At 74.3% G+C, this 22,531-nt stretch carries 25 protein-coding genes; 8 read left to right on the plus strand and 17 right to left on the minus strand.

What is annotated here, in order from left to right; all coding sequences use genetic code 11:
- Positions 1 to 78: 78 nt before the first annotated feature.
- Positions 79 to 810, minus strand: coding sequence for a VIT1/CCC1 transporter family protein (locus R4Z63_RS07995; protein ID WP_037926773.1), 732 nt, complete (start codon positions 808 to 810; stop codon positions 79 to 81).
- Between the two features lie 251 nt (positions 811 to 1,061).
- Between R4Z63_RS07995 and R4Z63_RS08000 the strand changes: the two genes are divergently transcribed.
- From R4Z63_RS08000 to R4Z63_RS08030, 7 genes are all read left to right on the plus strand, one after another.
- Positions 1,062 to 2,057: an ADP-ribosylglycohydrolase family protein gene (locus R4Z63_RS08000; RefSeq protein ID WP_037926776.1), complete on the plus strand. Its 996-nt coding sequence runs from the start codon at positions 1,062 to 1,064 to the stop codon at positions 2,055 to 2,057.
- Positions 2,054 to 3,526 carry an ADP-ribosylglycohydrolase family protein gene (locus R4Z63_RS08005; protein ID WP_384451187.1) on the plus strand — a complete coding sequence of 491 codons (1,473 nt, stop codon included), beginning with the start codon at positions 2,054 to 2,056 and terminating at the stop codon, positions 3,524 to 3,526. The genes R4Z63_RS08000 and R4Z63_RS08005 overlap by 4 nt, the downstream gene beginning before the upstream one ends.
- Positions 3,527 to 3,533: 7 nt before the next feature.
- Entirely contained in the window at positions 3,534 to 4,676 is a 1,143-nt protein-coding gene (locus R4Z63_RS08010) for an ADP-ribosylglycohydrolase family protein (RefSeq protein ID WP_037926779.1), read from the plus strand.
- A gap of 275 nt (positions 4,677 to 4,951) precedes the next feature.
- Entirely contained in the window at positions 4,952 to 6,382 is a 1,431-nt protein-coding gene (locus tag R4Z63_RS08015; RefSeq protein ID WP_384451183.1) for an ADP-ribosylglycohydrolase family protein, read from the plus strand.
- Positions 6,379 to 7,404 (plus strand): ribokinase, encoded by a 1,026-nt coding sequence (gene rbsK, locus R4Z63_RS08020; RefSeq protein WP_384451180.1) that lies wholly within the window; start codon positions 6,379 to 6,381, stop codon positions 7,402 to 7,404. The genes R4Z63_RS08015 and rbsK overlap by 4 nt, the downstream gene beginning before the upstream one ends.
- A 119-nt stretch (positions 7,405 to 7,523) precedes the next feature.
- Positions 7,524 to 8,810 (plus strand): CaiB/BaiF CoA transferase family protein, encoded by a 1,287-nt coding sequence (locus tag R4Z63_RS08025; protein WP_384451231.1) that lies wholly within the window; start codon positions 7,524 to 7,526, stop codon positions 8,808 to 8,810.
- Positions 8,807 to 9,622, plus strand: a complete 816-nt coding sequence (locus tag R4Z63_RS08030) for an HpcH/HpaI aldolase/citrate lyase family protein (protein WP_384451177.1) — start codon at positions 8,807 to 8,809, stop codon at positions 9,620 to 9,622. The genes R4Z63_RS08025 and R4Z63_RS08030 overlap by 4 nt, the downstream gene beginning before the upstream one ends.
- 156 nt (positions 9,623 to 9,778) lie before the next feature.
- Here the strand turns inward: R4Z63_RS08030 and lgt are convergent, their stop codons facing one another.
- From lgt to hisI, 11 genes are all read right to left on the minus strand, one after another.
- On the minus strand, positions 9,779 to 10,819 hold the full coding sequence (gene lgt / locus R4Z63_RS08035; RefSeq protein ID WP_384451174.1) for a prolipoprotein diacylglyceryl transferase: 1,041 nt from the start codon (positions 10,817 to 10,819) through the stop codon (positions 9,779 to 9,781).
- 88 nt (positions 10,820 to 10,907) lie between these two features.
- On the minus strand, positions 10,908 to 11,858 hold the full coding sequence (locus R4Z63_RS08040; RefSeq protein ID WP_078556928.1) for a DsbA family protein: 951 nt from the start codon (positions 11,856 to 11,858) through the stop codon (positions 10,908 to 10,910).
- Between the two features lie 95 nt (positions 11,859 to 11,953).
- Complete coding sequence (gene trpA / locus R4Z63_RS08045; RefSeq protein ID WP_384451169.1) at positions 11,954 to 12,781, minus strand: tryptophan synthase subunit alpha; 828 nt, start codon at positions 12,779 to 12,781, stop codon at positions 11,954 to 11,956.
- Positions 12,778 to 14,028 carry a tryptophan synthase subunit beta gene (gene trpB, locus R4Z63_RS08050; protein WP_037926791.1) on the minus strand — a complete coding sequence of 417 codons (1,251 nt, stop codon included), beginning with the start codon at positions 14,026 to 14,028 and terminating at the stop codon, positions 12,778 to 12,780. Before trpB ends, trpA begins: the two co-directional genes overlap by 4 nt.
- Positions 14,029 to 14,232: 204 nt before the next feature.
- Entirely contained in the window at positions 14,233 to 14,388 is a 156-nt protein-coding gene (gene trpM / locus R4Z63_RS08055) for a tryptophan biosynthesis modulator TrpM (RefSeq protein ID WP_370466706.1), read from the minus strand.
- Positions 14,389 to 14,465: 77 nt separating this feature from the next.
- A complete protein-coding gene (gene trpC, locus R4Z63_RS08060) occupies positions 14,466 to 15,275 on the minus strand; it encodes an indole-3-glycerol phosphate synthase TrpC (protein ID WP_037926797.1) in 810 nt (269 codons plus the stop codon).
- A 172-nt stretch (positions 15,276 to 15,447) separates the two neighbouring features.
- On the minus strand, positions 15,448 to 15,945 hold the full coding sequence (locus R4Z63_RS08065; protein ID WP_078556930.1) for a DUF2752 domain-containing protein: 498 nt from the start codon (positions 15,943 to 15,945) through the stop codon (positions 15,448 to 15,450).
- An 89-nt stretch (positions 15,946 to 16,034) separates the two neighbouring features.
- Positions 16,035 to 16,286: an HGxxPAAW family protein gene (locus R4Z63_RS08070; protein WP_037926800.1), complete on the minus strand. Its 252-nt coding sequence runs from the start codon at positions 16,284 to 16,286 to the stop codon at positions 16,035 to 16,037.
- Between the two features lie 135 nt (positions 16,287 to 16,421).
- Positions 16,422 to 17,096, minus strand: coding sequence for a TIGR02234 family membrane protein (locus R4Z63_RS08075; RefSeq protein ID WP_384451164.1), 675 nt, complete (start codon positions 17,094 to 17,096; stop codon positions 16,422 to 16,424).
- A gap of 14 nt (positions 17,097 to 17,110) precedes the next feature.
- Positions 17,111 to 18,601, minus strand: a complete 1,491-nt coding sequence (locus tag R4Z63_RS08080) for an anthranilate synthase component I (RefSeq protein WP_384451162.1) — start codon at positions 18,599 to 18,601, stop codon at positions 17,111 to 17,113.
- A 17-nt stretch (positions 18,602 to 18,618) separates the two neighbouring features.
- Positions 18,619 to 18,987 carry a phosphoribosyl-AMP cyclohydrolase gene (gene hisI / locus R4Z63_RS08085; RefSeq protein WP_384451159.1) on the minus strand — a complete coding sequence of 123 codons (369 nt, stop codon included), beginning with the start codon at positions 18,985 to 18,987 and terminating at the stop codon, positions 18,619 to 18,621.
- A gap of 91 nt (positions 18,988 to 19,078) precedes the next feature.
- Between hisI and R4Z63_RS08090 the strand changes: the two genes are divergently transcribed.
- On the plus strand, positions 19,079 to 19,711 hold the full coding sequence (locus tag R4Z63_RS08090) for a TIGR03085 family metal-binding protein (protein WP_384451156.1): 633 nt from the start codon (positions 19,079 to 19,081) through the stop codon (positions 19,709 to 19,711).
- A 128-nt stretch (positions 19,712 to 19,839) separates the two neighbouring features.
- Here R4Z63_RS08090 and hisF read toward each other — a convergent pair whose 3' ends face one another.
- From hisF to R4Z63_RS08115, 5 genes are read right to left on the minus strand one after another with little or no spacing between them, the layout of a single operon-like run.
- Positions 19,840 to 20,595, minus strand: coding sequence for an imidazole glycerol phosphate synthase subunit HisF (hisF, locus tag R4Z63_RS08095; protein ID WP_037926812.1), 756 nt, complete (start codon positions 20,593 to 20,595; stop codon positions 19,840 to 19,842).
- Positions 20,592 to 20,990 carry a RidA family protein gene (locus tag R4Z63_RS08100; protein WP_037926815.1) on the minus strand — a complete coding sequence of 133 codons (399 nt, stop codon included), beginning with the start codon at positions 20,988 to 20,990 and terminating at the stop codon, positions 20,592 to 20,594. The genes hisF and R4Z63_RS08100 overlap by 4 nt, the downstream gene beginning before the upstream one ends.
- Positions 20,987 to 21,715, minus strand: coding sequence for a bifunctional 1-(5-phosphoribosyl)-5-((5-phosphoribosylamino)methylideneamino)imidazole-4-carboxamide isomerase/phosphoribosylanthranilate isomerase PriA (priA, locus tag R4Z63_RS08105; RefSeq protein ID WP_384451153.1), 729 nt, complete (start codon positions 21,713 to 21,715; stop codon positions 20,987 to 20,989). Before priA ends, R4Z63_RS08100 begins: the two co-directional genes overlap by 4 nt.
- A complete protein-coding gene (gene hisH, locus R4Z63_RS08110) occupies positions 21,715 to 22,365 on the minus strand; it encodes an imidazole glycerol phosphate synthase subunit HisH (protein WP_384451150.1) in 651 nt (216 codons plus the stop codon). Before hisH ends, priA begins: the two co-directional genes overlap by 1 nt.
- On the minus strand, positions 22,362 to 22,529 hold the full coding sequence (locus tag R4Z63_RS08115) for a hypothetical protein (RefSeq protein WP_030855494.1): 168 nt from the start codon (positions 22,527 to 22,529) through the stop codon (positions 22,362 to 22,364). Before R4Z63_RS08115 ends, hisH begins: the two co-directional genes overlap by 4 nt.
- Positions 22,530 to 22,531: the final 2 nt, after the last annotated feature.

Raw genomic sequence — 22,531 nt, forward strand, 5'->3', positions numbered from 1 at the left:
CAGGGGACACGGGATCGAAACCACCGAGTAACGGACTACTTATGTTGCGTACTGCATAGTGTCTCACTCCGATGGTCGTCAGCCTATGGCCGCGCCGATCCAGGTGCCCAGGACGTACGTCACACCGGCGGCCGCGCCGCCGAGCAGCAGCTGGCGCAGGCCGCTGTACCACCACGACCGGGCGGTGACCCGGGCGACGACCGCGCCGCAGGCGAAGAGGCCGGCCAGCGCGAGCAGCACCGCCGGCCACAGGGCCGTGGCGCCGAGCAGGTACGGCAGTACGGGCAGCAGCGCACCCAGGGCGAAGGAACCGAAGGACGAGACGGCGGCGACGAGCGGCGACGGCAGGTCGTCGGGGTCGATGCCGAGCTCCTCGCGGGCGTGGATCTCCAGGGCCTGCTCGGGGTCGCGGGACAGCTGCAGGGCGACCTCGCGGGCGAGCGCCGGCTCGACGCCGCGCGAGACGTACAGCTCGGCCAGCTCCTCCATCTCGTCGACGGGGTGCTTGCGCAGCTGCTGCCGCTCGACGTCGAGCTCGGCGAGGACCAGTTCGCGCTGGGAGGCCACGGAGGTGTACTCGCCGGCGGCCATCGAGAAGGCTCCGGCGGCGAGTCCGGCGAGGCCCGTGATCACGATGGTCTGCGGGGCGACGGCTCCGCCGGCCACGCCGGTCATGAGGGCGAGGTTGGAGACGAGCCCGTCCATCGCGCCGAAGACGGCCGGCCTCAGCCATCCGCCGTTGACATCGCGGTGGGTGTGGTTGTCGCGGTGGGCGGTGTGCAGCGGCGCTTCGACGTCGATGATGGACATGTGGTGCTGTCTCCCCAATTGTCGTGGCGGACGCCATGACGCGCCCCGCTCCCCCTGAACGCCTCGAAACTACGCACGATTTCCGACGCCCGCCAGCAAGGAAGGCCGTACTTACCTGCGGTTTTGCGGGTCGGCGACCGGGTGACGCCGGTGTTCGCGGGGTGTTTCGCGGCGCGCGGCAAACCGTATGTCATGGCACAAATCCCCCATGGGCTCATGATGGGCCCCATCCACGTGGGAGAGGCGCGCCAATGGAGCCGGTGAAGCAGATTGCATGCGATCCGCAGGTCCTCCTGGAACGGGCCAGGGGCGCTCTTCTGGGGCTCGCGGTGGGCGACGCGCTCGGCGCCCCCGCGGAGAACATGAAGCCGTCGGAAATCCGGGCGCGATGGGGCCGCATCGAGGGCTTCGTGTCGGACGACCCGGCAGGCACCGACGACACCGAGTACGCGATCTTCTCGGGGCTGCTCCTGGCCCGCCACGGCTCGGCGCTCACCGTCTCCCATGTCGAACGGGCGTGGCACCACTGGATCGCGGACCTCGACGAAGGCCCCTTCCGGGGGGCGGGGTTCTCCGAGCGCGGCACCCTGGAGAACCTCCGCCGCGGCCTGGCCGCGCCCATTTCCGCGCAGCACCGGCACGCGTGGTCGGACGGACTGGCCATGCGGGCCGCGCCGTTCGGGGTCTTCGCGGCGGGCCGGCCCGCCGAGGCGGCGCGGCTGGTCGCCATCGACGGCACGGTCAGTCACGACGGGGAGGGCATCTACGGCGGCCAGGCGGTGGCGGCGGGCGTGGCGGCGGCCATGGCGGGCGGCAGTGCGGCGTCCGTGGTCTCCGCCGCCCTGTCGGTCATTCCGTCTGACTCGTGGACGGCCCGTTCCCTGCGCCGGGCGGTCACCGCCGCCCCGCGCGGGGAACGGGCGGTGCGCTCGGCGGTGGTCATCGGCGGCTACCCCTGGACGGACCTGGCGCCGGAGGCAGTGGGCCTGGCGTTCGGCGCCTTCGCCGCCTGCCGCGGCGACTTCCCCTCCTCCGTGCTCACCGCCGTGAACATGGGCCGCGACGCGGACACCACCGCCGCGGTGGCGGGCGCCCTGGCCGGCGCCATGTCGGGCGCCGCGGCGATCCCCGCCGCCTGGGGCTCAGCCATCGGCCCGGTGCGCGGAAGCTGCCTGCCGTCGATGCGGGGCTACCACGTCCTGGACATCGCGGACCTCCTCACCCCGGAATACGAGGCCGCCCGATGACTCCGTCCCCCGCGACCGGACCCACCCCACCCGAGCCCGCACCGGCCCTCCCGGCCGGGCAGCGGCGTCCCGCACCGGCCGACCGGGCGGAAGCCCTGGCCGGACGCGGCCCGGATGGGCGGCCGCAGGCGGCTGCGACCGGCCCCGGCGACACCTCGGGCCGCAGGGCGCAGGCCCTGCCGCGGATCGGACCGGCGGGGCCGGCGGCCGCGAGCCCCGGACCGGCCGGGCCGGAGGGCGGGGCGGCGGCGCTGCGACCGCCGGTGCGGGCGGACACCCACGGCGGGGCGTCGGCACTACGGGCCGTGATCCGGCCCGCGGCGGCCCCGCGGCCCGGACAACGGGCAGCGGACCGGCGCCCCATCGAAGGCCTCCTGCTCGGGCTGGCCGCAGGCGACGCGGCCGGCTGGCCCGCAGCCCGGCACCGCGCCAGCCGGATGCCGCAGTGGACCCGCCGCCTCACCCGCGAGCTCGACACCTTCGCCGAGCAGAACGCCACCACCACCCTCCCCGTCCCCATCGCCCTCAACCAGCCCCCGGAGCCACTGCGCCTCGGCCCGTCCGACGACGCCGAATGGGCGGCATTCGCCGCCGAGTCCGTGCTCACCGCCGCGGGCGTCCTGCTCAGCGACCTCTCCCGTTCCCGCCGCATGCGCGCCGCCATCGACCTCGCCTGGAACGCCCTCGCCTCCGAGGTCGCCGCGGCAGCGGAACGCGCACCCGAGGTGGAGTCCGCCGTCCTGCCCCTGCGCGCGCGGATCTCGGTACGCGCCGGCCTCGGCAACCTCGCCGCGGGCCTGCGCCCGCCGGCCACCGGCCACGACAACCCGCACTACTTCGACGACGCCGCCTGCGTCCGCGCCTGCGTGCTCGCCGTCGTGCACCCCGGCGACGCCGGGGCCGCCGCCGACCTCGCCGAGTTCGACGCCCGCTACACCCAGGACGGCGACGGCGTGCACGGCGCCCGCGCCATGGCCGCCGCCATCGCCACCGCCCTGACCACGGCGGACGTCGACGCCGCCGTCGACGCCGCGCTCGCCCGGCTGCCCGCTGCCACCGAGATCGGCCGCAACGCCCGGCACGCCGTCGGTCTGGCCCGCGCCCATGCGGACGGCGGCGCGTTCGCCATCGTCCCGACCCTTGAGCACGAGATCGTGGACCACGTGTACAGCTACGGCATCGCCGCCGCCGAGACCGTCCCCGTCGCCCTCGCCCTGGCGACCGCCGCACGCGGCAGGACGGGCGAGGCCGTGCCGGCCGCCGCATGCCTGTCCCGCGTCGCGGACTCCGCTCCCGCCCTGGCCGGCGCGCTCACCGGCGCGATCGGCGGCGGCGACTCCGTTCCCGCCGCCTGGCGCGAGGCCTGCCGCACCCTCTCGGGGTGCGCCCTCCCCCGCCTCGCCGGCACCGACCTGGTCGAACTCGCCACGCTCCTCGCACGGACGGAACTCACCTCACCCAAGGGATGATTCGGACATGACGCTCACGTTGGAGGACCGGGCCCTCGGGGCCCTCGTCGGCGCCGCCGTCGGCGACGCCCTCGGCGGCCCGGTGGAGGGCTGGACCCCGGACCAGATCGTCGAACGGCACGGCGGCCGCGTGCACGGCGTCGTCGGCCCGTGGCACGAGAACTGGCGCACCGCCCGCCCCATCGCGCCGTACCACAAAGGCGACGGACACGTCACGGACGACACCTTGATGACGCACGCGCTGGTACGGGTGTACGAGACGGTACGGGACCACCTCGACGCGTACGCCGTCGCCGAGCACCTGGTCCCCGATCTGATGACCATCCCGCGCTGGATCCCCGAACTGGAGGCCGAGGCACTGCCGTTGCAGCGGATCTTCCTCGCGGAGAAGTGGATGGTGACCCGCCTGCACTACGCGCACGCGGATCCGCGCGAGGCCGGCACCGGCAACATCGTCAACTGCGGCGCGGCCATGTACATGGCCCCGGTGGGCATCGTCAACGCGGGCAACCCGGCCGGGGCCTACGCCGAGGCCCTGGACGTCGCCGGGGCGCACCAATCCTCGTACGGGCGGGAGGCCGCGGGCGTCTTCGCGGCGGCGGTGGCGGCGGCGTGCCTGCCGGGGGCGACGGCCGCCTCGGTGGTGCAGGCAGCCCTGTCCCTGGCCAAGGACGGCACGCGCGCGGCGATCGCCGCCGTCGGCGAAGTGGCGTGCCGGTACCGGGACTTCGAGTCGGCGCTCGCCCCGCTGCGGGCGGCGGTGGCCCCCTACGACTCGGTCGGCCCGGACTACCGCACCCCGTCGCTCGACGCCCGCCGCCCGTCCCGCCTCCATGCCATCGAGGAGCTCCCGATCGCGCTGGGGATGCTGCTGGTCGCGGACGGACGGTACGAGACGGCCGTGCTCGGCGCCGTCAACTACGGGCGGGACTGCGACTCCATCGCCACCATGGCGGGGGCGATCGCCGGAGCCCTGGGCGGCGAGGCCGCGGTGCCGGCGGTCTGGGCCAAACAGGTCGCCGGAGCCAGCCGCCTGGACCTGCACGCCCCGGCCGTCGCGCTGGCCGCCGTGGCCCGGGAGGTCTTCGCCCGCGACCGGGCCCGCCGCCGCGCCCACGAGTCGGCCTTCGCCGCGATCGCGACCCCCTGATGCCCCCGCCGACGCCCCCGTCCCCCTGCGGCCCCCCTCCGGCCGGCCCCGCGCCCCGGTCCGGGAGCCCGGGCCCCACCCGCCCGGCCCCCCGGACCGCCGCGACACCGCCGAGGGCGGTCACCGGCTCCGCCCCCGGTGCGGGCCCGAAGCCCGGCACCGGATCGGCACCGGGCACGCCGGAACCGCCGTTCGGCTCCCCGGCAGCGGCCGTCACCCCGAGCGGAGCGGCAGCGGCCCGGGAACGCCCTGCCGGACCCGGCCCGGTCGGCGGCGTGCGTCTGACCTGGGCGCAGCCCGAGGACCTGGTCGGGCACGAGCTGCGTCAGGCGGCCGAGGACGGCCGGGACCCCGGCCCCGCCCTGCGGACCTGGTCCGCCGCGGGCGGCCACCCGGCGCCGGAGCGCGCCGGGGCCTCTCCCGTCCCGGCGTCCCCGCACCTGCGGGCGCTGGCCTCCCGCCTGCTGGACGAACTCGCCCTCCTGCCCTCGCCGTTGGCCGCCGACGAGCCCACCGCATGGGCGGCCATCGCCGCCGCCTGCACGACGACCGGCGCACCCGCTCCCGCAACGCCCCGGCCCGCCCCGGACCGGGACTCCCGGCCGGCGCCGCGCGCGAAGCCCGGACCGGGGGCGGGGCCGGGCGGGGACGGGCTGCGCAGCCGGCTCGAAGCCGCCTGGATCGGGCGGGCCGCCGGGTGTCTGCTCGGGAAGCCCGTCGAGAAGCTGCCGCTGGAGGGGATCAGGGCACTGGCCCGCGCCGCCGGGAACTGGCCGCTGGACGACTGGTTCAGCGCCCGCGACGTCCCGGCGGAGCTGCTGGCCGCGTACCCCTGGAACCGCCGCTCCGCACCCACCTGCCTCGCCGAGAACATCGACGGCATGCCCGAGGACGACGACCTCGACCACCCCCTCCTCGGCCTCCTCCTGCTCCAGCGCCACGGCAAGGCCTTCACCACCGCCGACCTCGCCCGCCTGTGGCTGGACGAGCTGCCCGCCGGGCGTACCTTCACCGCCGAGCGCGTCGCGTACCGCAACCTCCTGCTCGGGCTGGAGCCCCCCGAGACCGCCACCCACCACAACCCGTTCCGCGAATGGATCGGTGCACTCATCCGCGCCGACGTGCACGGCTGGACCAACCCGGGCGACCCGGCCGCCGCCGCGGCCCAGGCCTACCGGAACGCCGCCCTCACCCACACCGGCAACGGCGTCTACGCCGCCCTCTTCGTCGCCGCCGCCACCGCCGCGGCCGCCACCGGCCGCGCGGACGTCCACACCTCGCTGCGGACCGGGCTGGCCGCCGTACCGCCCCGCTCCCGTCTCGCCGGGGCGATCCGCTTCGGGATCCGCACGGCCGCCGAGGAGGCCGACTTCGACCGCGTCGTCGACCGGCTGCACGCCCGCTTCGGGCACTACCACTGGGTCCACTCCGTCCCGAACACCGCCCTGATCGCAGCCGCCCTCACCCATGCCGACGGGGACTTCACCCGCTCCGTCTGCCGTGCCGTGTCCGGCGGCTGGGACACCGACTCCAACGGGGCCACCGCCGGGGCCCTCGCGGGCCTCCTCGCCGGGGCACCCGAACGGATCCCGCACCGCTGGACCGTCCCGCTCAAGAACCGCCTCGCCAGTACCGTCCCCGGCTTCGACGGCATCGGCTTCGACACCCTCGCCCACCTCACCGCACAGGAGGCAGCACGCTCATGACGGTCATCGCCGTGCTCGGCAGCACCAACATGGACCTCGTCGCCTACGTCCCCAAGGCCCCGCTCGCCGGGGAGACGGTCACCGGTCGCGCGTTCCGGACCGTCCCCGGCGGCAAGGGCGCCAACCAGGCCGTCGCCGCCGCCCGCTCCGGCGGGAAGGTGGTCATGATCGGCGCGGTCGGGGCCGACGAGTTCGGGGTCCGGCTGCGCTCCGCGCTCACCGCCGCCGGCGTCGAGACGGCGGCGCTGCGCACCGTCGAGGGCGCCAGCGGCACCGCGCACATCACCGTGGACGACGAGGGCGGCAACCGCATCGTGGTCGTCCCGGGGGCGAACGGCAGCGTCACCGGTCTGGAGGCGGGGGACGAGGCGCGGATCGCCGCCGCCGGTGCCCTCCTCCTCCAGCTGGAACTGCCGCTGCCCGCCGTGCTCGCCGGGGCCCGCACCGCCCGTGCGCAGGGTGTCCGTACGGTACTCACCCCGGCCCCCGCCCAGCCCCTGCCCGCCGAGCTGCTCGCCGTCACGGACCTGCTGGTGCCCAACGAGCACGAGGCCGCCGCCCTGACCGGGCTGACCGACCCCCGGCAGGCCGCCGAGGCCCTGCTGGACGCGGTGCCCGAGGTGGTCGTCACCCTCGGCGCGGCCGGGGTCCTCCACGCGGCACGCGGCCGGGACCCGCTGCGGGTGCCCGCGCCCCAGGTCCGGGCGGTGGACACCACCGCGGCCGGGGACACCTTCGTCGGGGCCCTGGCAGTGGCCCTGGGCGAGGGCCGGCCGATGCCGGAGGCGCTGCGCTGGGCTTCAGCCGCGGCCGCGCTCTCGGTACAGCGCCACGGCGCCCAGGACTCGATGCCGACCCGGTCCGAAACGGAAGCCTTCGCCCTGGCCGCGTGGCAGGCGGACCCCCGGCCGGGGAGCGGCACCCTCACCGGTGCCGACGAGGCCGGGACCGTACCCCCGGACCGCCCCGGCGGCCACCGGACCACCGGTTCCGACGGCGCCGGGACCGGAGCCGGCTGGTGACCCCGAACGCCCCGTCGGGCAGCGGCGCCGGGCCGACGCCCTCCGAAGCCCGCCCCCTCCGTGGCGGCCGGGACGCAGAACCGAACCGGGCCGGCCCGCCGGCCCCCGCGGCCGGGCCCGTGCCGCCGGGCGTCGCACCGGGCCCCCACCCGGCGGCGGGCCCCGGCGGGCCCCGGCCACGGACCGGGCGCCCGCCCGCCCCCACCCGGCCGGGGCAGGGGCGGGGGCCGCTGCGCGGGCTGCGGGTGCTCGACCTCGCCACGCTCTTCGCCGGACCCCTCGCCGCGACCCTGCTCGGCGACTTCGGCGCCGACGTCGTCAAGGTCGAGCACCCGGCCCTGCCCGACCCCTCCCGCGGTCACGGCCCCGCCAAGGACGGCATCGGCCTGTGGTGGAAACTGCTCGGCCGGAACAAGCGGACCATGACCCTCGATCTGTCCACCCCCGGTGGTCGGGACACCCTCCTGCGGCTCGCCGCCACCGCCGACGTGGTCATCGAGAACTTCCGCCCCGGCACCCTGGAGAAATGGGGCCTGGGCTGGTCCGAACTCTCCGACGCCAACCCGCGCCTGATCCTGGCCCGTGTCACGGCCTTCGGCCAGCAGGGGCCGTACGCCCACCGCCCCGGCTTCGGCACCCTCGCCGAAGCCATGAGCGGGTTCGCCGCGGCCACCGGCGAGCCGGACGGGCCGCCGACCCTGCCGCCTTTCGGACTCGCCGACTCGATCGCAGCGCTGACCTGCGCGTACGCCGTGATGACAGCGCTCGCCGGACGGGAGCGCACCGGACACGGGCAGGTCGTGGACCTGGCCATCATCGAGCCGATCCTCACCGTGCTCGGCCCGCAGCCGCTCTGGTACGACCAGCTGGGGTACGTCCAGCCCCGCACCGGAAACCGCTCCGCCAACAACGCCCCCCGCAACACCTACCGCAGCGCCGACGGCCGCTGGCTGGCGGTCTCCGCCTCCGCGCGATCCGTCGCCGAGCGGGTGGTGCGGCTGGTCGGCCGGCCGGAGCTGATCGCCGAGCCCTGGTTCGCCACCGGTACCGGGCGGGCCCGGCACGCGGACGTCCTCGACGAGGCCGTCGGCGGATGGATCGCCCGCCACAAGGCGGAGGAGGTCGTCTGCGCCTTCGAGGAGGCCGACGCGGCGGTCGCCCTCGTCTACGACGTGCGCGACGTGATGGACGATCCGCAGTTCGCGGCCCTCGACACGCTGACCGAGGTGGAGGATCCGGAGCTGGGGCCGCTGCGGATGCAGAACATTCTGTTCCGGTTGTCCGAGACCCCGGGCGGGATCCGCTGGGCGGGCCGCCCGCACGGCGCGGACACGACCGAGGTGCTGGCCGAGCTCGGACTGTCCGGCGCCGAGATCGCCGCACTGCGCGCCGAGGGGGCCCTGTGATCCTGACCTGGCTGTACGCACCGGGCGACCGCCCGGCCGTGGTCGCCAAGGCACTGGGCTGCGGGGCGGACGCCGTCATCGTCGACTTGGAGGACGCGGTGGCGGTCTCGCGCAAGGAGTACGCCCGTGCCGCCACCGTCGAGCTGCTCGCCGAGCCGCTGCCGGTCCCCGTCCACGTGCGCGTCAATGCGATCGACTCCCCGTGGGGCGGCGCCGACCTGGCCGCTCTCGCCGGGCTGCGCGGGCTCGCGGGGCTGCGGCTGCCCAAGGTCAGCGCGCCGGAGCAGATCGCCGCGACCGCCGACCGCACGGGCGGGGTGGGCCTGTACGCCCTGCTGGAGTCGGCGCTGGGCGTGGAGCGCGCGCACGGGATCGCCCGCGCGCACCCGGCCCTGCGCGGGCTCTCCCTCGGCGAGGCGGACCTGCGGGCGGATCTGGCGGTCAGTGCGGAGGAGGGGCTGGACTGGTGCCGCTCCCGGGTGGTGGTCGCGGCGCGCGCGGCCGGGCTGGCTCCCCCGTCCCAGTCGGTCTTCCCCGACATCCGGGACCTGGAGGCGCTGGCGGCCTCCTGCGCCCGCGGCCGGTCCCTCGGCTTCCTCGGCCGGGCGGCGATCCACCCGCGTCAGCTCCCCGTGATCGAGCGGGCCTATCTCCCGGCGCCGGAGGAGGTGAACGCCGCGATGGAGGTGCTCGGCGCGGCGCGGGCCGCGCCCGGCGCGCTGGCGCTGCCCGACGGGCGGTTCGTGGATCCGGCCGTGGTGGCCTCGGCCCACCGCACCCTGGCGCTGGCCACCCGGCTGCCGGTCCGCTGATGCCGCACCGGGCGGGCCACCGGGCCCGCACCGCGGGACCGCGCGCCGGGCGCCCTGGGCCGGGGCGCGCGTGGGCGGCGCGTCGCGGACGCCGGCCGGTACGGCAGAGGGGGTGTCGCATGGCGTGCGGCACCCCCTCTCCCGACCGGTTCGCGGTCAGGGCGTGTCGGCCTCCGGGGCCCCGGCGTCCACGGCCGGCTTGCGCAGGTCGGCCTTGACCGCTCCCTGCCGTACCGCGGTGTCGGCGCTCCCGGCGCCGGTCGGCGGGGCGTCCACGGGCGCGGCGTCGGCCTTGGCCTCGGGCCCGGCCCCCGGCTCGGTGTCGGCCTCGGTGTCGGCCTCGGTCCCGGCCTTGGCCGCGCCCTTGTCGCCCTCGCCGCCGGGGGCGTCCGGCTCCACGATCTCCTCGCGGCCCGGCCGCAGCTTCGCCGAGACGACCAGGTAGACCACCGCGAGCACGAAGACGATGATCGAGGTCCAGACGTTCAGCCGCACGCCGAGGATGTGGTGCGCCTCGTCGACGCGCATGTACTCGATCCAGCCGCGGCCGACGCAGTACGCGGCGACGTAGAGGGCGAAGGCCCGCCCGTGGCCGAGCGTGAAGCGGCGGTCGGCCCAGATCACCAGGAAGGCGACGCCGACGCACCACAGCGACTCGTACAGGAAGGTCGGGTGGTAGGTCCCGGCGTCCCGGTTCGGGCCGGCGCTGATCTCCACCGCCCAGGGCAGGTCCGTGGCCCGGCCGTAGAGCTCCTGGTTGAACCAGTTGCCCCAGCGACCGCACGCCTGGGCCAGCGCGATGCCGGGGGCCAGGGCGTCGGCCCAGGCCGGCAGCGGGATACCGCGCAGTCGGCAGCCGATCCAGGCTCCGACCGCGCCCAGCGCGATCGCGCCCCAGATGCCGAGGCCGCCCTCCCAGATCTTGAAGGCGTCGACCCAGTTGCGGCCCTCGCCGAAGTAGAGCTGGTAGTCGGTGACCACGTGGTAGAGGCGACCGCCGACCAGGCCGAACGGCACCGCCCACACGGCGATGTCCGCGACCGTGCCCGGCTTTCCGCCGCGCGCGATCCAGCGCTTGTTGCCGAGCCAGACGGCGACGAAGACGCCGATGATGATGCAGAACGCGTAGCCGCGAAGCGGGATCGGTCCGAGATGGATCACGCCGGTCGACGGACTGGGGATGTAAGCAATGTCCATGGCAGACCTGACGCTACCCTGCCGGGCGGTGCGTACCGCAACCCGCCCGGCGGGGTCGAAACCAAATCCACACATGGACCGGCGGACGTCAGTCCGCCGCGGAGCCGCTCCCGGAGCTGTTCGCGGAGCTCTTCGCCGCCGTCCTGGAGGGCGACGGTGAGGCCTGCGCCCCGCTCTTGCCGGTGTCCTTCTCGGAGCCCTTCTCTGAGCCCTTCTCGGAGCCCTTGGCACCGGCCGCCCCGCCGGAGCCCTGGGCGCCCGCCTCCACCTTCTGCTTCAGCTTCTGCGGGGTCAGCGGGTCCGCCTGGTCGGAGAAGACGTCCTTGCCGTCGAGCAGCACGGTCGGCGTGCCGCGGAAGTTCCCGGCGGCGAAGGCCTCGTGCGACTTGGCCACCCAGCTGTTGTGCGTGCCTTGCTCGACGCACGCCTCGAACGCGGGAGTGACCAGCCCGTCGACCTTGGCGGCGAGCTCCAGGAGCTTGGCGTTCTTGCCGTAGGCGTCGTCGATCTCCTCCGGCTGGTTCTGGAAGAGGACGTCGTGGTATTCGGTGAACTTGCCGGCGTCCTGGGCGCAGGCGGCCGCGTTCGCCCCCTTCAGGGAGCCGCTGCCGCCCATGTTGCCGTCGATGAGCGTGACCAGGTGGTAGTCCACCTTGAGCAGGCCCTTGGCCTCCAGCTCGTGGATGGTCTCGCGGTAGTTGTCCTCGAAGGACTTGCAGGCCGGGCAGCGGAAGTCCTCCCACACCGTGAGGGTGGCCTTCGCCTCGGGCTTGCCCGTCTGGATCGCGAGAGCGTCCTTGCCGGTGGCGCCGCTGGGGGCGACGACCGGGCCGCCCTTGGCGCTGGTGTCCTTGCCGGCGTTGGCCGCGATCACGCCCACGACCGTCGCCAGGCCCAGGACGCCGACCACCGCCGCCGCCACGATCAGGGTCCGCCGGCGCTTGTCCCGGGTCTTCTGCCGCTCGCGCTCCGCTTGGAGTCGCTCCCGGGCCGATCGTTTCGTCGCATCGCGGTTGGCACCGTCGTTCTTGTCGCTCACGCTCCGCCAAACGAAGCAGGGAGGCACTCGCGTGCCTCCCTGTCCGCCATTCCACCCGATCGGACTACAGAACCCGATCGGGTGTCGGTTTTGTCTTAGCTCCTGCGTACGCCTGCCGCAAGTTCGCCCGCCAGCGCCCGTACGGCGTCCAGCCCGGCCGGCAGGTCCGCCGCGTCAAGCAGCAGCTTCACGAAGGCCGAGCCGACGATCACCCCGTCGGCGAAGCCGGCCACTTCCTTGGCCTGGGCCGCGTTCGAGACGCCGAGGCCGACGCAGACCGGGAGCCCGCCGCGGGCCCCGGCCGCGGCACGGGTGCGCCGCACCAGGTCCTGGGCCTGGTTGCCGACCGACTCGCGGGTGCCGGTGACGCCCATCAGCGAGGCGGCGTAGACGAAGCCGGAGCCGGCCGCCGTGATGGTGGCCAGACGCTCGTCCTTGCTGCTCGGCGCCACGACGAAGACGGTCGCCAGGCCGTGCTTCGCAGCGTGCTCGCGCCACAGCGCGGACTCCTGGACCGGCAGGTCGGGCAGGATGCAGCCGGCCCCGCCCGCCTCCGCCAGCTCGGCCGTGAACCGCTCCACGCCGTAGCGGTCGATCGGGTTCCAGTAGGTCATCACCAGGATCGGCGCGCCGGTCGCCTCATGGGCCTCGCGCACGGTGCGCAGCACGTCGGCGATCTTGACTCCGCCGCGCAGGGCGATGTCGTCGGCGGTCTGGATGACGGCGCCGTCGAGGACCGGGTCACTGTGCGGGAGGCCGATCTCGACCACGTCCGCGCCGCCCTCGACGACGGCCTTGACCGCGTCGATGGCGCCGTCGACGGTCGGGAAGCCGGCCGGCAGGTACGCGACGAGCGCGGCGCGGTCCTCGGACTTCGTCTTGGCGAGCGTGTCGCTCAGCAGCTGGATGTTGCCGTTGCTCACTTCGACTCCCCCTCGACCGTCTCTGCGTCGTACAGCCCGAAGTAGCGGGCCGCCGTGTCCATGTCCTTGTCGCCGCGGCCGGACAGGTTGACGACCAGCAGGCCGTCCTTGCCCAGCTCCCTGCCCAGCTCCAGGGCGCCCGCGAGAGCGTGCGCCGACTCGATCGCCGGGATGATGCCCTCCGTGCGGGAGAGCAGGCGCAGGGCCTGCATCGCGGCGTCGTCGGTGACCGCGCGGTACTCGCCGCGGCCGGCGTCCTTGAGGTAGGAGTGCTCCGGGCCGATGCCCGGGTAGTCCAGGCCGGCGGAGATGGAGTAGGGCTCGGTGATCTGGCCCTCCTCGTCCTGCAGGACGTAGGAGCGGGAGCCGTGCAGGATGCCGGGCTCGCCCGCGGTCAGGGTGGCCGCGTGCTCGCCGGTCTCGACACCGTGCCCGGCGGGCTCGAAGCCGACCAGGCGGACGTCGGTGTCCGGGATGAAGGCGTGGAAGAGGCCGATGGCGTTGGAGCCGCCACCGACGCAGGCCGCGACGGCGTCGGGCAGCCGGCCAGCGCGCTCCAGGATCTGGCGGCGGGCCTCGACGCCGATCACGCGGTGGAAGTCGCGGACCATCGCCGGGAAGGGGTGCGGCCCGGCCACCGTGCCGAAGAGGTAGTGGGTGCGGTCCACGTTGGCGACCCAGTCGCGGAACGCCTCGTTGATCGCGTCCTTCAGGGTCCGCGAACCGGACTTCACCGCGATGACCTCGGCGCCCAGCATGCGCATGCGGGCGACGTTCAGCGCCTGCCGCTGGGTGTCGATCTCGCCCATGTAGATGACGCACTCAAGGCCGAAGAGGGCGCAGGCGGTGGCGGTGGCCACGCCGTGCTGGCCGGCTCCGGTCTCGGCGATCACGCGGGTCTTGCCCATGCGCCGGGTGAGCAGCGCCTGGCCCAGCACGTTGTTGATCTTGTGCGAGCCCGTGTGGTTGAGGTCCTCGCGCTTGAGGAAGATCCGAGCTCCGCCGGCGTGCTCGGCGAAGCGGGGCACCTCGGTGAGGGCGCTCGGGCGGCCGGTGTAGTTGACCATGAGGTCGCCCAGCTCGGCCGCGAAGGACGGGTCCTCCTTGGCCTTCTCGTACTCGACGGCCACCTCGTCCACGGCGGCGACGAGCGCCTCCGGGATGAACTTGCCGCCGAAGTCGCCGAAGTAACCCTCGGCGTTGGGAACGTGACCCTCCGGGTCCGGGATGAAGAACTCGCTGGACATGTCCAGTGCTCCTACGGGTGCGAGATGCGGCGGGTGGTTTCACCGTAGGGCGCCGCCCGCCCGTGCCGCGCACACCCCGCTGGGGGTGTCCTGCGTACGGTGCGGGGCAGCCCGCTCCCGGAGCCGGTCGGCCCGGGCAGCGGGCCGTACGGGACCGCCGGGCGACGCGGTACGCCTTCGCGCACCGGGTCGCGGCAGCCCTCGTTACGGCGCTTCTCCGCGGCGCCATCGCATGCCGTTGACCTGGCCGGGCTCGGAGCCGATCACGTACCGGACCCGCCGCCCGTGGACGCGCCGGGCCGGGGCGCGGCAGCCGCGGGGGCGGCAGCCGCGCGCCAGGGGCGCGTACGCCGTCGGCACGCCGCCCGGGCCGCGGCGGGATGCCGGCGGCGCGGACCGCGCGCGGACGCGGGGACGGTCGGGGGTCACGGGAAGGGTCAGCTCCGTCCGTGGCGCAGGGCCGGGTGGGCCCCGGCGGCGACGAGGTCGGCCACGGCCGCCTTCGGGTCGCGGCCGGTGACCAGGGACTCACCGACGAGGACGGCGTCGGCGCCCTCGTTCGCGTAGGCGATCAGGTCGTGCGGTCCGCGGATGCCGGACTCGGCGACCTTGACGATGTGGGGCGGAATCTCGCCGACGACGCGCTCGAAGGTGGAGCGGTCGACCTTGAGGTCCTTGAGGTTGCGGGCGTTGACCCCGATGATTCTGGCGCCGGCGGCCACCGCCCGCTCCACCTCCTCCTCGTCATGGACCTCGACGAGCGGGGTGAGACCGATGGACTCGGCCCGCTCGATGAGGGAGACGAGGGCCTCCTGCTCCAGAGCCGCGACGATCAGCAGCGCGAGGTCGGCGCCGTAGGCGCGGGCCTCCCAGAGCTGGTAGGCGGTGACGATGAAGTCCTTGCGCAGGATCGGGATGTCCACGCGGGCGCGGACGGCCTCCAGGTCGGCCAGCGAGCCGCCGAAGCGGCGCTGCTCGGTGAGGACGGAGATGACCGCCGCACCGCCTGCCTCGTAGTCCGCGGCGAGCCCGGCCGGATCCGCGATCGCGGCCAGCGCGCCCTTGGAGGGGCTGGAGCGCTTGACCTCGCAGATCACCTTGACGCCGTCGCCGCGCAGGGCCGCGACGCCGTCCTTGGCCTGGGGCGCCTTGGCGGCACGCTCCTTGAGCTCGTCGAGGCTCACGCGGGCCTGCCGTTCGGCAAGGTCTTCGCGGACCCCTTCGATGATCTCGTCGAGCACACTCACGCGAGCGGCCCCCTTCCGGGTCGATGACGGTCGGCCGCCCTGCAGACACGAACCACTGCAAGGTCGGCCATCAAATGGTATCCGGCGGAGGCGTCGCCCTCCGCACTCGGTTGACGGCGTCCCAGTAACTGGACATTCGGAATGCGCCCTTCATCCCGGCTGTACGCCGGGCTCAGGGCGCCAGCGCCGACCCGAAAGAGAGATTTCGGACAACGGCGAAAACCAGTACCACCGCGCCCACCGCCCACGAGTGGGCGGGACGCAGGACGATCCTGGGGGCCGGCCGGCCGCGGAAGGCGCGAACCAGCCACAGGGCCATGAAACCCGCGAAGACGAAGTAGCCGACGACGGCGAGGGCATTCGACCCGAAAGCAGCGGCCAGGTCCCCGTGGGCGAACGCGTGCGCGCTGCGCAGGCCGCCGCAGCCCGGACACAGGAGGCCCGTCAGCTGCAGCAGCGGGCAGACCGGGTAGTGGCCCGGCTCGTTGGGGTCCACGGCGCCCACGTACGCGAACGCCGCGCCGACCGCGGCCAGGTAGGACGCCGGGACGGCGAGCCGCCTGGCCAGGGAGGCCCGCTCGACGGGACCGCGGGGGCCGGCGGGCAGGGCGGGACCCGCGGGGCCGGCCTGCGGGCCGGGTACGGCGTCGGGGGTGCTGGAGGCGTCCACCTGCTGATTCTCTCCGCTCACGACAAAAGGCGCAGCCCGGCGGGGCCGCGCCTTTCGGCTCTCTTCCAGGACCGGCGCAGGTGGCGCGCTCAGGCCTTGGCGGGGACCTTGTTCGCGGCGATGACCTCGGCGAGGTCCTTGTGGGTGGCCTTCGGCGCGCCCATGCCCGCGGCCTTCATCCCCAGGCCGACGACCCCGCCGAGCGCGACGACGACCATCCCGGCCCAGAACCCGATCGGGTTCGCGAGCACCATGAAGGCGCCGGAGATGCAGAAACCGATGAAGGCGATGATGACACCGGTCCAGGCGGCCGGGGTGTGTCCGTGGCTCGTGCCCGCCATGAGTTGCTCCTCGTTTGCTCTGTCGCACTGCTTCGTCGAACGTGTGGTCCGGGTCGGACGCTCGGTGACATTGTCCCGCACCGGGCGGCCTCGCCGTCCAGGGGGGGTCGGCTCGGGGCCGGGCGAGGGGCCCGGTCAGCGGGTCCGGTCGCCGCTCGGGCCCGTGGTCGGGTCCTCGCCGCGGTCCAGAGCCTTCCACAGATCCTCCGGCCGGTCCGGATCAACCGCCGCCACGGCCCGTGGGCGGGGGGTGCCGTCACGCTCGTAGCGGCCGCCCATCGCGGGCCAGCCGCTGCCGAAGCGCAGTGCCAGCAGCCCGGCGGCCAGGATGAGGACCGCGCCGGCGGCCGTCACGTACGGCCACGTGGTCTGCGTGAGGCCGGCCACGTGCGCCGCGTTGTCCGCGGTCGAGCGGACCGCCTGGGCGTCCAGGGCGGTGCGTCCGTCGGAGCCGAAGAGGGCCGACAGCGCCGCACCGAGGCCGCTGAGCGCGAGCAGGCCCGACACCAGGAGCCGACCCTTGCCCCGGACGGCGAAGACGGCGACCAGCGCGGCCAGTCCCACGATGGCCAGGGCCGCGGGGAGCCCGGTCACGGCCCGCCCGTCGGCGCTCAGCTGGAGCGAGTCGCTGCCGATGGCGGCCGTGCCCCGGGCCCAGACCCGGCCGGAGGCCAGCAGGACCACGGTGGCGCCGAGCGCGCCGAGCAGCAGCGCCGCGGCCACGCTGCGGCGGCTGCTGCGGCTGTCGGGGGCCTCGGACTCGGTGGAGGCTTCGGATCGGGGCGGGGGTACGGCACTCACGCACCCCACTATCCCCTACGCCCTCAGGAGCCGCTCAGGCGGTTCGCCGCAGCCACGGCCCGCAGCACGGCGGCGGCCTTGTTGCGGCACTCGTTGTCCTCCAGCTCGGGCACGGAGTCGGCGACGACACCGGCCCCCGCCTGCACGTACGCCGTACCGTCGCGCAGCAGCGCCGTTCGGATGGCGATGGCCGTGTCGGAGTCCCCCGCGAAGTCCAGGTAGCCGACGCAGCCGCCGTAGAGGCCGCGGCGGGAGGGCTCCAGTTCCTCGATGATCTGCATGGCGCGCGGCTTGGGGGCGCCGGAGAGGGTGCCCGCCGGGAAGCAGGCCGTGAGCACGTCGAAGGCGGTCTTCCCCTCGGCCACGCGTCCCGTCACGGTGGAGACGATGTGCATGACGTGGGAGTAGCGCTCGATCGACATGAAGTCGACGACCTCGACGGACCCCGGTGCGCAGACCCGGCCGAGGTCGTTGCGGCCGAGGTCGACGAGCATCAGGTGCTCGGCGCGCTCCTTGGGGTCGGCGAGCAGTTCCTCGGCGAGGTCGTTGTCCTCCTGCGGGGTGGCGCCCCGGTGGCGGGTGCCGGCGATGGGATGGACCATGGCCCGCCCGTCCTCGACCTTGACCAGCGCCTCCGGGCTCGACCCGACCACGTCGAAGCCGTTCTCGAAGCGGAAGAGGTACATGTACGGGGACGGGTTCGTGGCGCGCAGCACCCGGTAGACGTCCAGCGCGGAGGCCTCGCAGGAGGTCTCGAACCGCTGCGAGGGCACCACCTGGAAGGCCTCGCCGGCCCGGATGCGCTCCTTGATGTCCTCGACGGCCGCCTGGTACTCCTCGCCGCCCCACAGGGCGGAGTACTCCGGGAGCGCGGAGGCGGGCAGCGGGGCCGGGACGTAGGGCGCGGGCCGCGCCAGGTCCGCCTCCATGGCGTCCAGCCGGGCCACGGCGTCCGCGTGGGCCTCATCGACGCCGGAGTCGAGGTCGTTGTGGTTGATGGCGTTGGCGATGAGCTGGACGGTGCCGTCCCAGTGGTCCAGCACCGCGAGGTCGGAGGTGAGCAGCATCGTCAGCTCGGGCAGTTCCAGGTCGTCGCTGCCGTGCTCGCCGATGCGCTCCAGGCGGCGGACGATGTCGTAGCCGAGGTAGCCGACCATCCCTCCGGTGAAGGGGGGCATGCCACCCGCGAGGTCGCGGGGGGTGTGCAGGGTCTCGACGGTGGCGCGCAGGGCGTCGAGGGGGTCGCCGTCGGTGGGTACGCCGACGGGCGGGGTGCCGATCCAGTGCGCGCGCCCGTCCCGGACGGTCAGGGTCGCGTCGCTGCGGACCCCGACGAAGGAGTACCGGGACCAGGACCGGCCGTTCTCCGCGGACTCCAGGAGGAAGGTGCCGGGGCGTTCGGCGGCCAGCTTGCGGTAGAGCCCGACGGGCGTGTCCCCGTCGGCGAGCAGCTTGCGGCTCACGGGGATGACGCGGCGGTCGGCCGCGAGCTTGCGGAACGTCTCAAGATCCATTGCGTGGGGACCCCTACCTAGTCGGCTGCGCGGAGGAGGACGTCGTCGTCGAAGCAGGTGCGGGATCCGGTGTGGCAGGCGGCTCCGACCTGGTCGACCTTGACGAGCACGGTGTCGGCGTCGCAGTCGAGGGCGACGGACTTGACGTGCTGGAAGTGGCCGGACGTGTCCCCCTTCACCCAGTACTCCTGCCGGCTGCGGGACCAGTACGTGCAGCGGCCGGTGGTCAGGGTGCGGTGCAGGGCCTCGTCGTCCATCCACCCGAGCATGAGCACCTCACCGGTGTCGTACTGCTGGGCGATGGCCGGTACCAGGCCGTCGGCGGAGCGCTTGAGGCGCGCGGCGATGGCGGGGTCGAGGTTGCCGGGGCGGGGGGGCGTACTCATGGGCCCATTGTGCCGGGCCCGGATGGGTGTGGTGATCCATGTCCGTCCGATGGGCGGGCATCCGGCGCGTTCCGGCCGTAGGCTGGCCCGCATGTCTACCCATGCGAAGCGTGAACGCCTTTTGCTGGCGGACCTGTTGGAGGCGGCCGGCCCCGAGGCCCCCACGCTGTGCACCGGCTGGAGGTGCCGCGAGCTGGCCGCGCACGTGGTGGTGCGGGAGCGGCGGCCGGACGCGGCGGGCGGCCTGCTGCTGAACGTGCTGAAGGGGCGGCTGGACGCGGCGATGGCCGAGTACGCCGCCAAGCCGTACGAGGAGCTCGTCCGGCTGATCCGCACCGGGCCGCCGCGGATGTCGGTGTACGCGCTGAAGCAGATCGACGAGGCGGCGAACGCGGTGGAGTTCTACGTCCACGCGGAGGACGTCCGCCGGGCCCAGCCGGACTGGTCCCCGCGGGAGCTGGACCCGGTGTTCTCGGACGCGCTGTGGTCCCGTCTGGAGAAGATGGCACGGCTGACGGGGCGCCGTTCGCCGGTGGGTCTGGTGCTGAGGCGCCCGAACGGGCAGACCGCGGTGGCGCACAAGGGTGCGCCGGTGGTCACGGTGACGGGCGAGCCGGGCGAGCTGACGCTGTTCTGCTTCGGCCGGCAGGCGTCCGCCGTGGTGACGCTGGACGGCGAGCAGGAGGCCGTGGCCAAACTGACGGTGGCCGAACTGGGCCTCTAGGCGTGCGGTGAGCGTGCGCGCCGGGCGCCGCGGGGCAGGCGGGACGTCCGCGACCCGCCCCGGCGCTGTGACCGACTGCGGACCATGGCCCGCGCCGGGCGGTGCTCCCACCCGGCGCGGGACAGGACCTAGCGGACGGGGTGACCGGCTTCGCGGAGGGCGGCCTTGACCTCGGAGATGCGGAGGTCGCCGAAGTGGAAGACGGATGCCGCGAGCACGGCGTCCGCTCCCGCCTCGATCGCCGGGGCGAAGTCCGCGAGGCGGCCCGCGCCGCCCGAGGCGATCACCGGCACGGTGACGTGCTTACGGACCGCCGCGATCATCTCGGTGTCGTAGCCGTCCTTGGTGCCGTCGGCGTCCATCGAGTTCAGCAGGATCTCGCCGGCCCCCAGCTCCGCTGCCCGGTGGGCCCACTCGACGGCGTCGATGCCGGTGCCCCGGCGACCGCCGTGCGTGGTGACCTCGAAGGACCCCGACCCGGTGCGGCGGGCGTCGACCGACAGGACGAGGACCTGCCGGCCGAACCGCTCCGCGATCTCCTGGATCAGCTCGGGCCGGGCGATGGCGGCCGTGTTCACGCCCACCTTGTCCGCTCCCGCGCGCAGGAGCTTGTCGACGTCGTCGGCCGTGCGGACGCCGCCGCCCACGGTCAGCGGGATGAAGACCTGCTCGGCGGTGCGGCGCACCACGTCGTAGGTGGTCTCGCGGTTGCCGGAGGACGCGGTGATGTCGAGGAAGGTCAGCTCGTCGGCGCCTTCGGCGTCGTACAGCTTGGCCATCTCCACCGGGTCGCCCGCGTCGCGCAGGTTCTGGAAGTTGACGCCCTTGACGACCCGGCCGTTGTCCACGTCCAGGCAGGGGATCACGCGTACGGCGAGGCTCATGCGGGCACCGCCCGGTACGCCTCGACCTCCACCTCGACGACCATCGACGGGTCGACGAAACCGGAGACGATGAGCATCGTCGCGGCCGGGCGGACCGCGTCGAGGAGCTCCTTGTGGGCGCGGCCCACCTCGTCCACGTCGCGGGCGTGCGTCAGGTACATGCGGGTGCGGACGACGTCCTCGGGGCCGAGGCCGGCCTGGGCGAGGGCCTTGAAGGCGACGCCGAAGGCCGCGACGGTCTGGTCGTACGGGCCGCCCGCGTCGGCCGCGGTGCAGCCGGAGACCAGCACGAGGCCGTTGGGCAGCTGCACGGCTCGGGAGTAGCCGATGACGTCCTCGTAGGGGCCGCCGGAGGAGATGCGGCGCACGGCGCCGGCGTCGGAGGTGTTGCTCATGCGGAGACCACCTTCAGGGCTTCTTCCAGGGTGAAGGCCTTGGCGTACAGGGCCTTGCCGACGATCGCGCCCTCGACGCCCAGCGGCACCAGCTCGGACAGGGCCCGCAGGTCGTCGAGGCAGGAGATGCCTCCGGAGGCGACGACGGGCCGGTCGGTGGCGGCGCAGACGCTCCGCAGCAGCTCCAGGTTGGGGCCGGTGAGCGTGCCGTCCTTGCCGATGTCGGTGACGACGTAGCGGGCGCAGCCCTCGGAGTCGAGGCGGGCCAGGGTCTCGTAGAGGTCGCCGCCCTCGCTGGTCCAGCCGCGGCCCTTGAGGGTGGTGCCGCGCACGTCGAGGCCGACGGCGATCCTGTCGCCGTGCTCGGCGATGGCCTTGGCGGCCCACTCGGGGGTCTCCAGGGCCGCGGTGCCGAGGTTGACGCGGGTGCAGCCGGTGGCGAGGGCCGCGGCGAGCGAGGCGTCGTCGCGGATGCCGCCGGACAGCTCGACCTTGATGTCCATGGCGCGGGTGATCTCGGCGACCAGGGCACGGTTGTCGCCGGTGCCGAAGGCGGCGTCCAGGTCGACCAGGTGGAGCCATTCGGCGCCCGCGGCCTGCCAGGCGAGGGCGGCCTGCAGCGGGGAGCCGTAGGACGTCTCGCTGCCGGAGACGCCGTGGACGAGGCGGACGGCCTGGCCGTCGCGGACGTCGACCGCGGGAAGGAGTTCGAGCGGGTTCGGCATCAGAGGGTCTCGATCCAGTTGGTGAGGAGCTGGGCGCCGGCGTCGCCGGACTTCTCGGGGTGGAACTGGGTCGCCCACAGGGCTCCGTTCTCCACCGCCGCGACGAAGCGTTCGCCGTGCGTGGCCCAGGTGACCTTGGGGGCGCGGATCAGCGGGTTGGTCGTCTCCAGGGTCCACTCGCGCGCCGCGTAGGAGTGCACGAAGTAGAAGCGTGCGTCGGCGTCCAGACCGGCGAAGGCCTGGCTGTCGGCCGGGGCCTCGACGGTGTTCCAGCCCATGTGCGGGACGACCGGGGCCTTGAGCGGGCCGACCGTGCCGGGCCACTCGTCGAGACCTGAAGTCTCCACGCCGTGCTCGATGCCGCGCTCGAAGAGGATCTGCATGCCGACGCAGATGCCCATGACCGGGCGTCCGCCGGAGAGGCGGCGGCCGATGATCCAGTCGCCGCGGACGTCCTTGAGTCCCCGCATGCAGGCGGAGAAGGCGCCGACGCCGGGGACGAGGAGTCCGTCGGCGTCCATGGCCTTGTCGTAGTCGCGGGTGATCTCGACGTCCGCGCCGACGCGCGCGAGGGCGCGTTCGGCGGAGCGGACGTTGCCGAAACCGTAGTCGAGGACCACGACCTTCTTGGTGGGGTGTGCTGTGCTCATTCCCAGATTCCTTGGATTCGCAGGACTCCGGCTGCCAGACACATCGCGGAGGCGAGGGCGAGCAGGATGATGACCGACTTGGGCATCTGCTGCTTCTGGAAGGAGTAGACGCCCCCGGCCAGGAAGAGGCCGAGGACGATCAGGATGGTGTTCAGCCCGTTCACTG

The organism is Streptomyces sp. PL-29, from assembly GCF_058344425.1.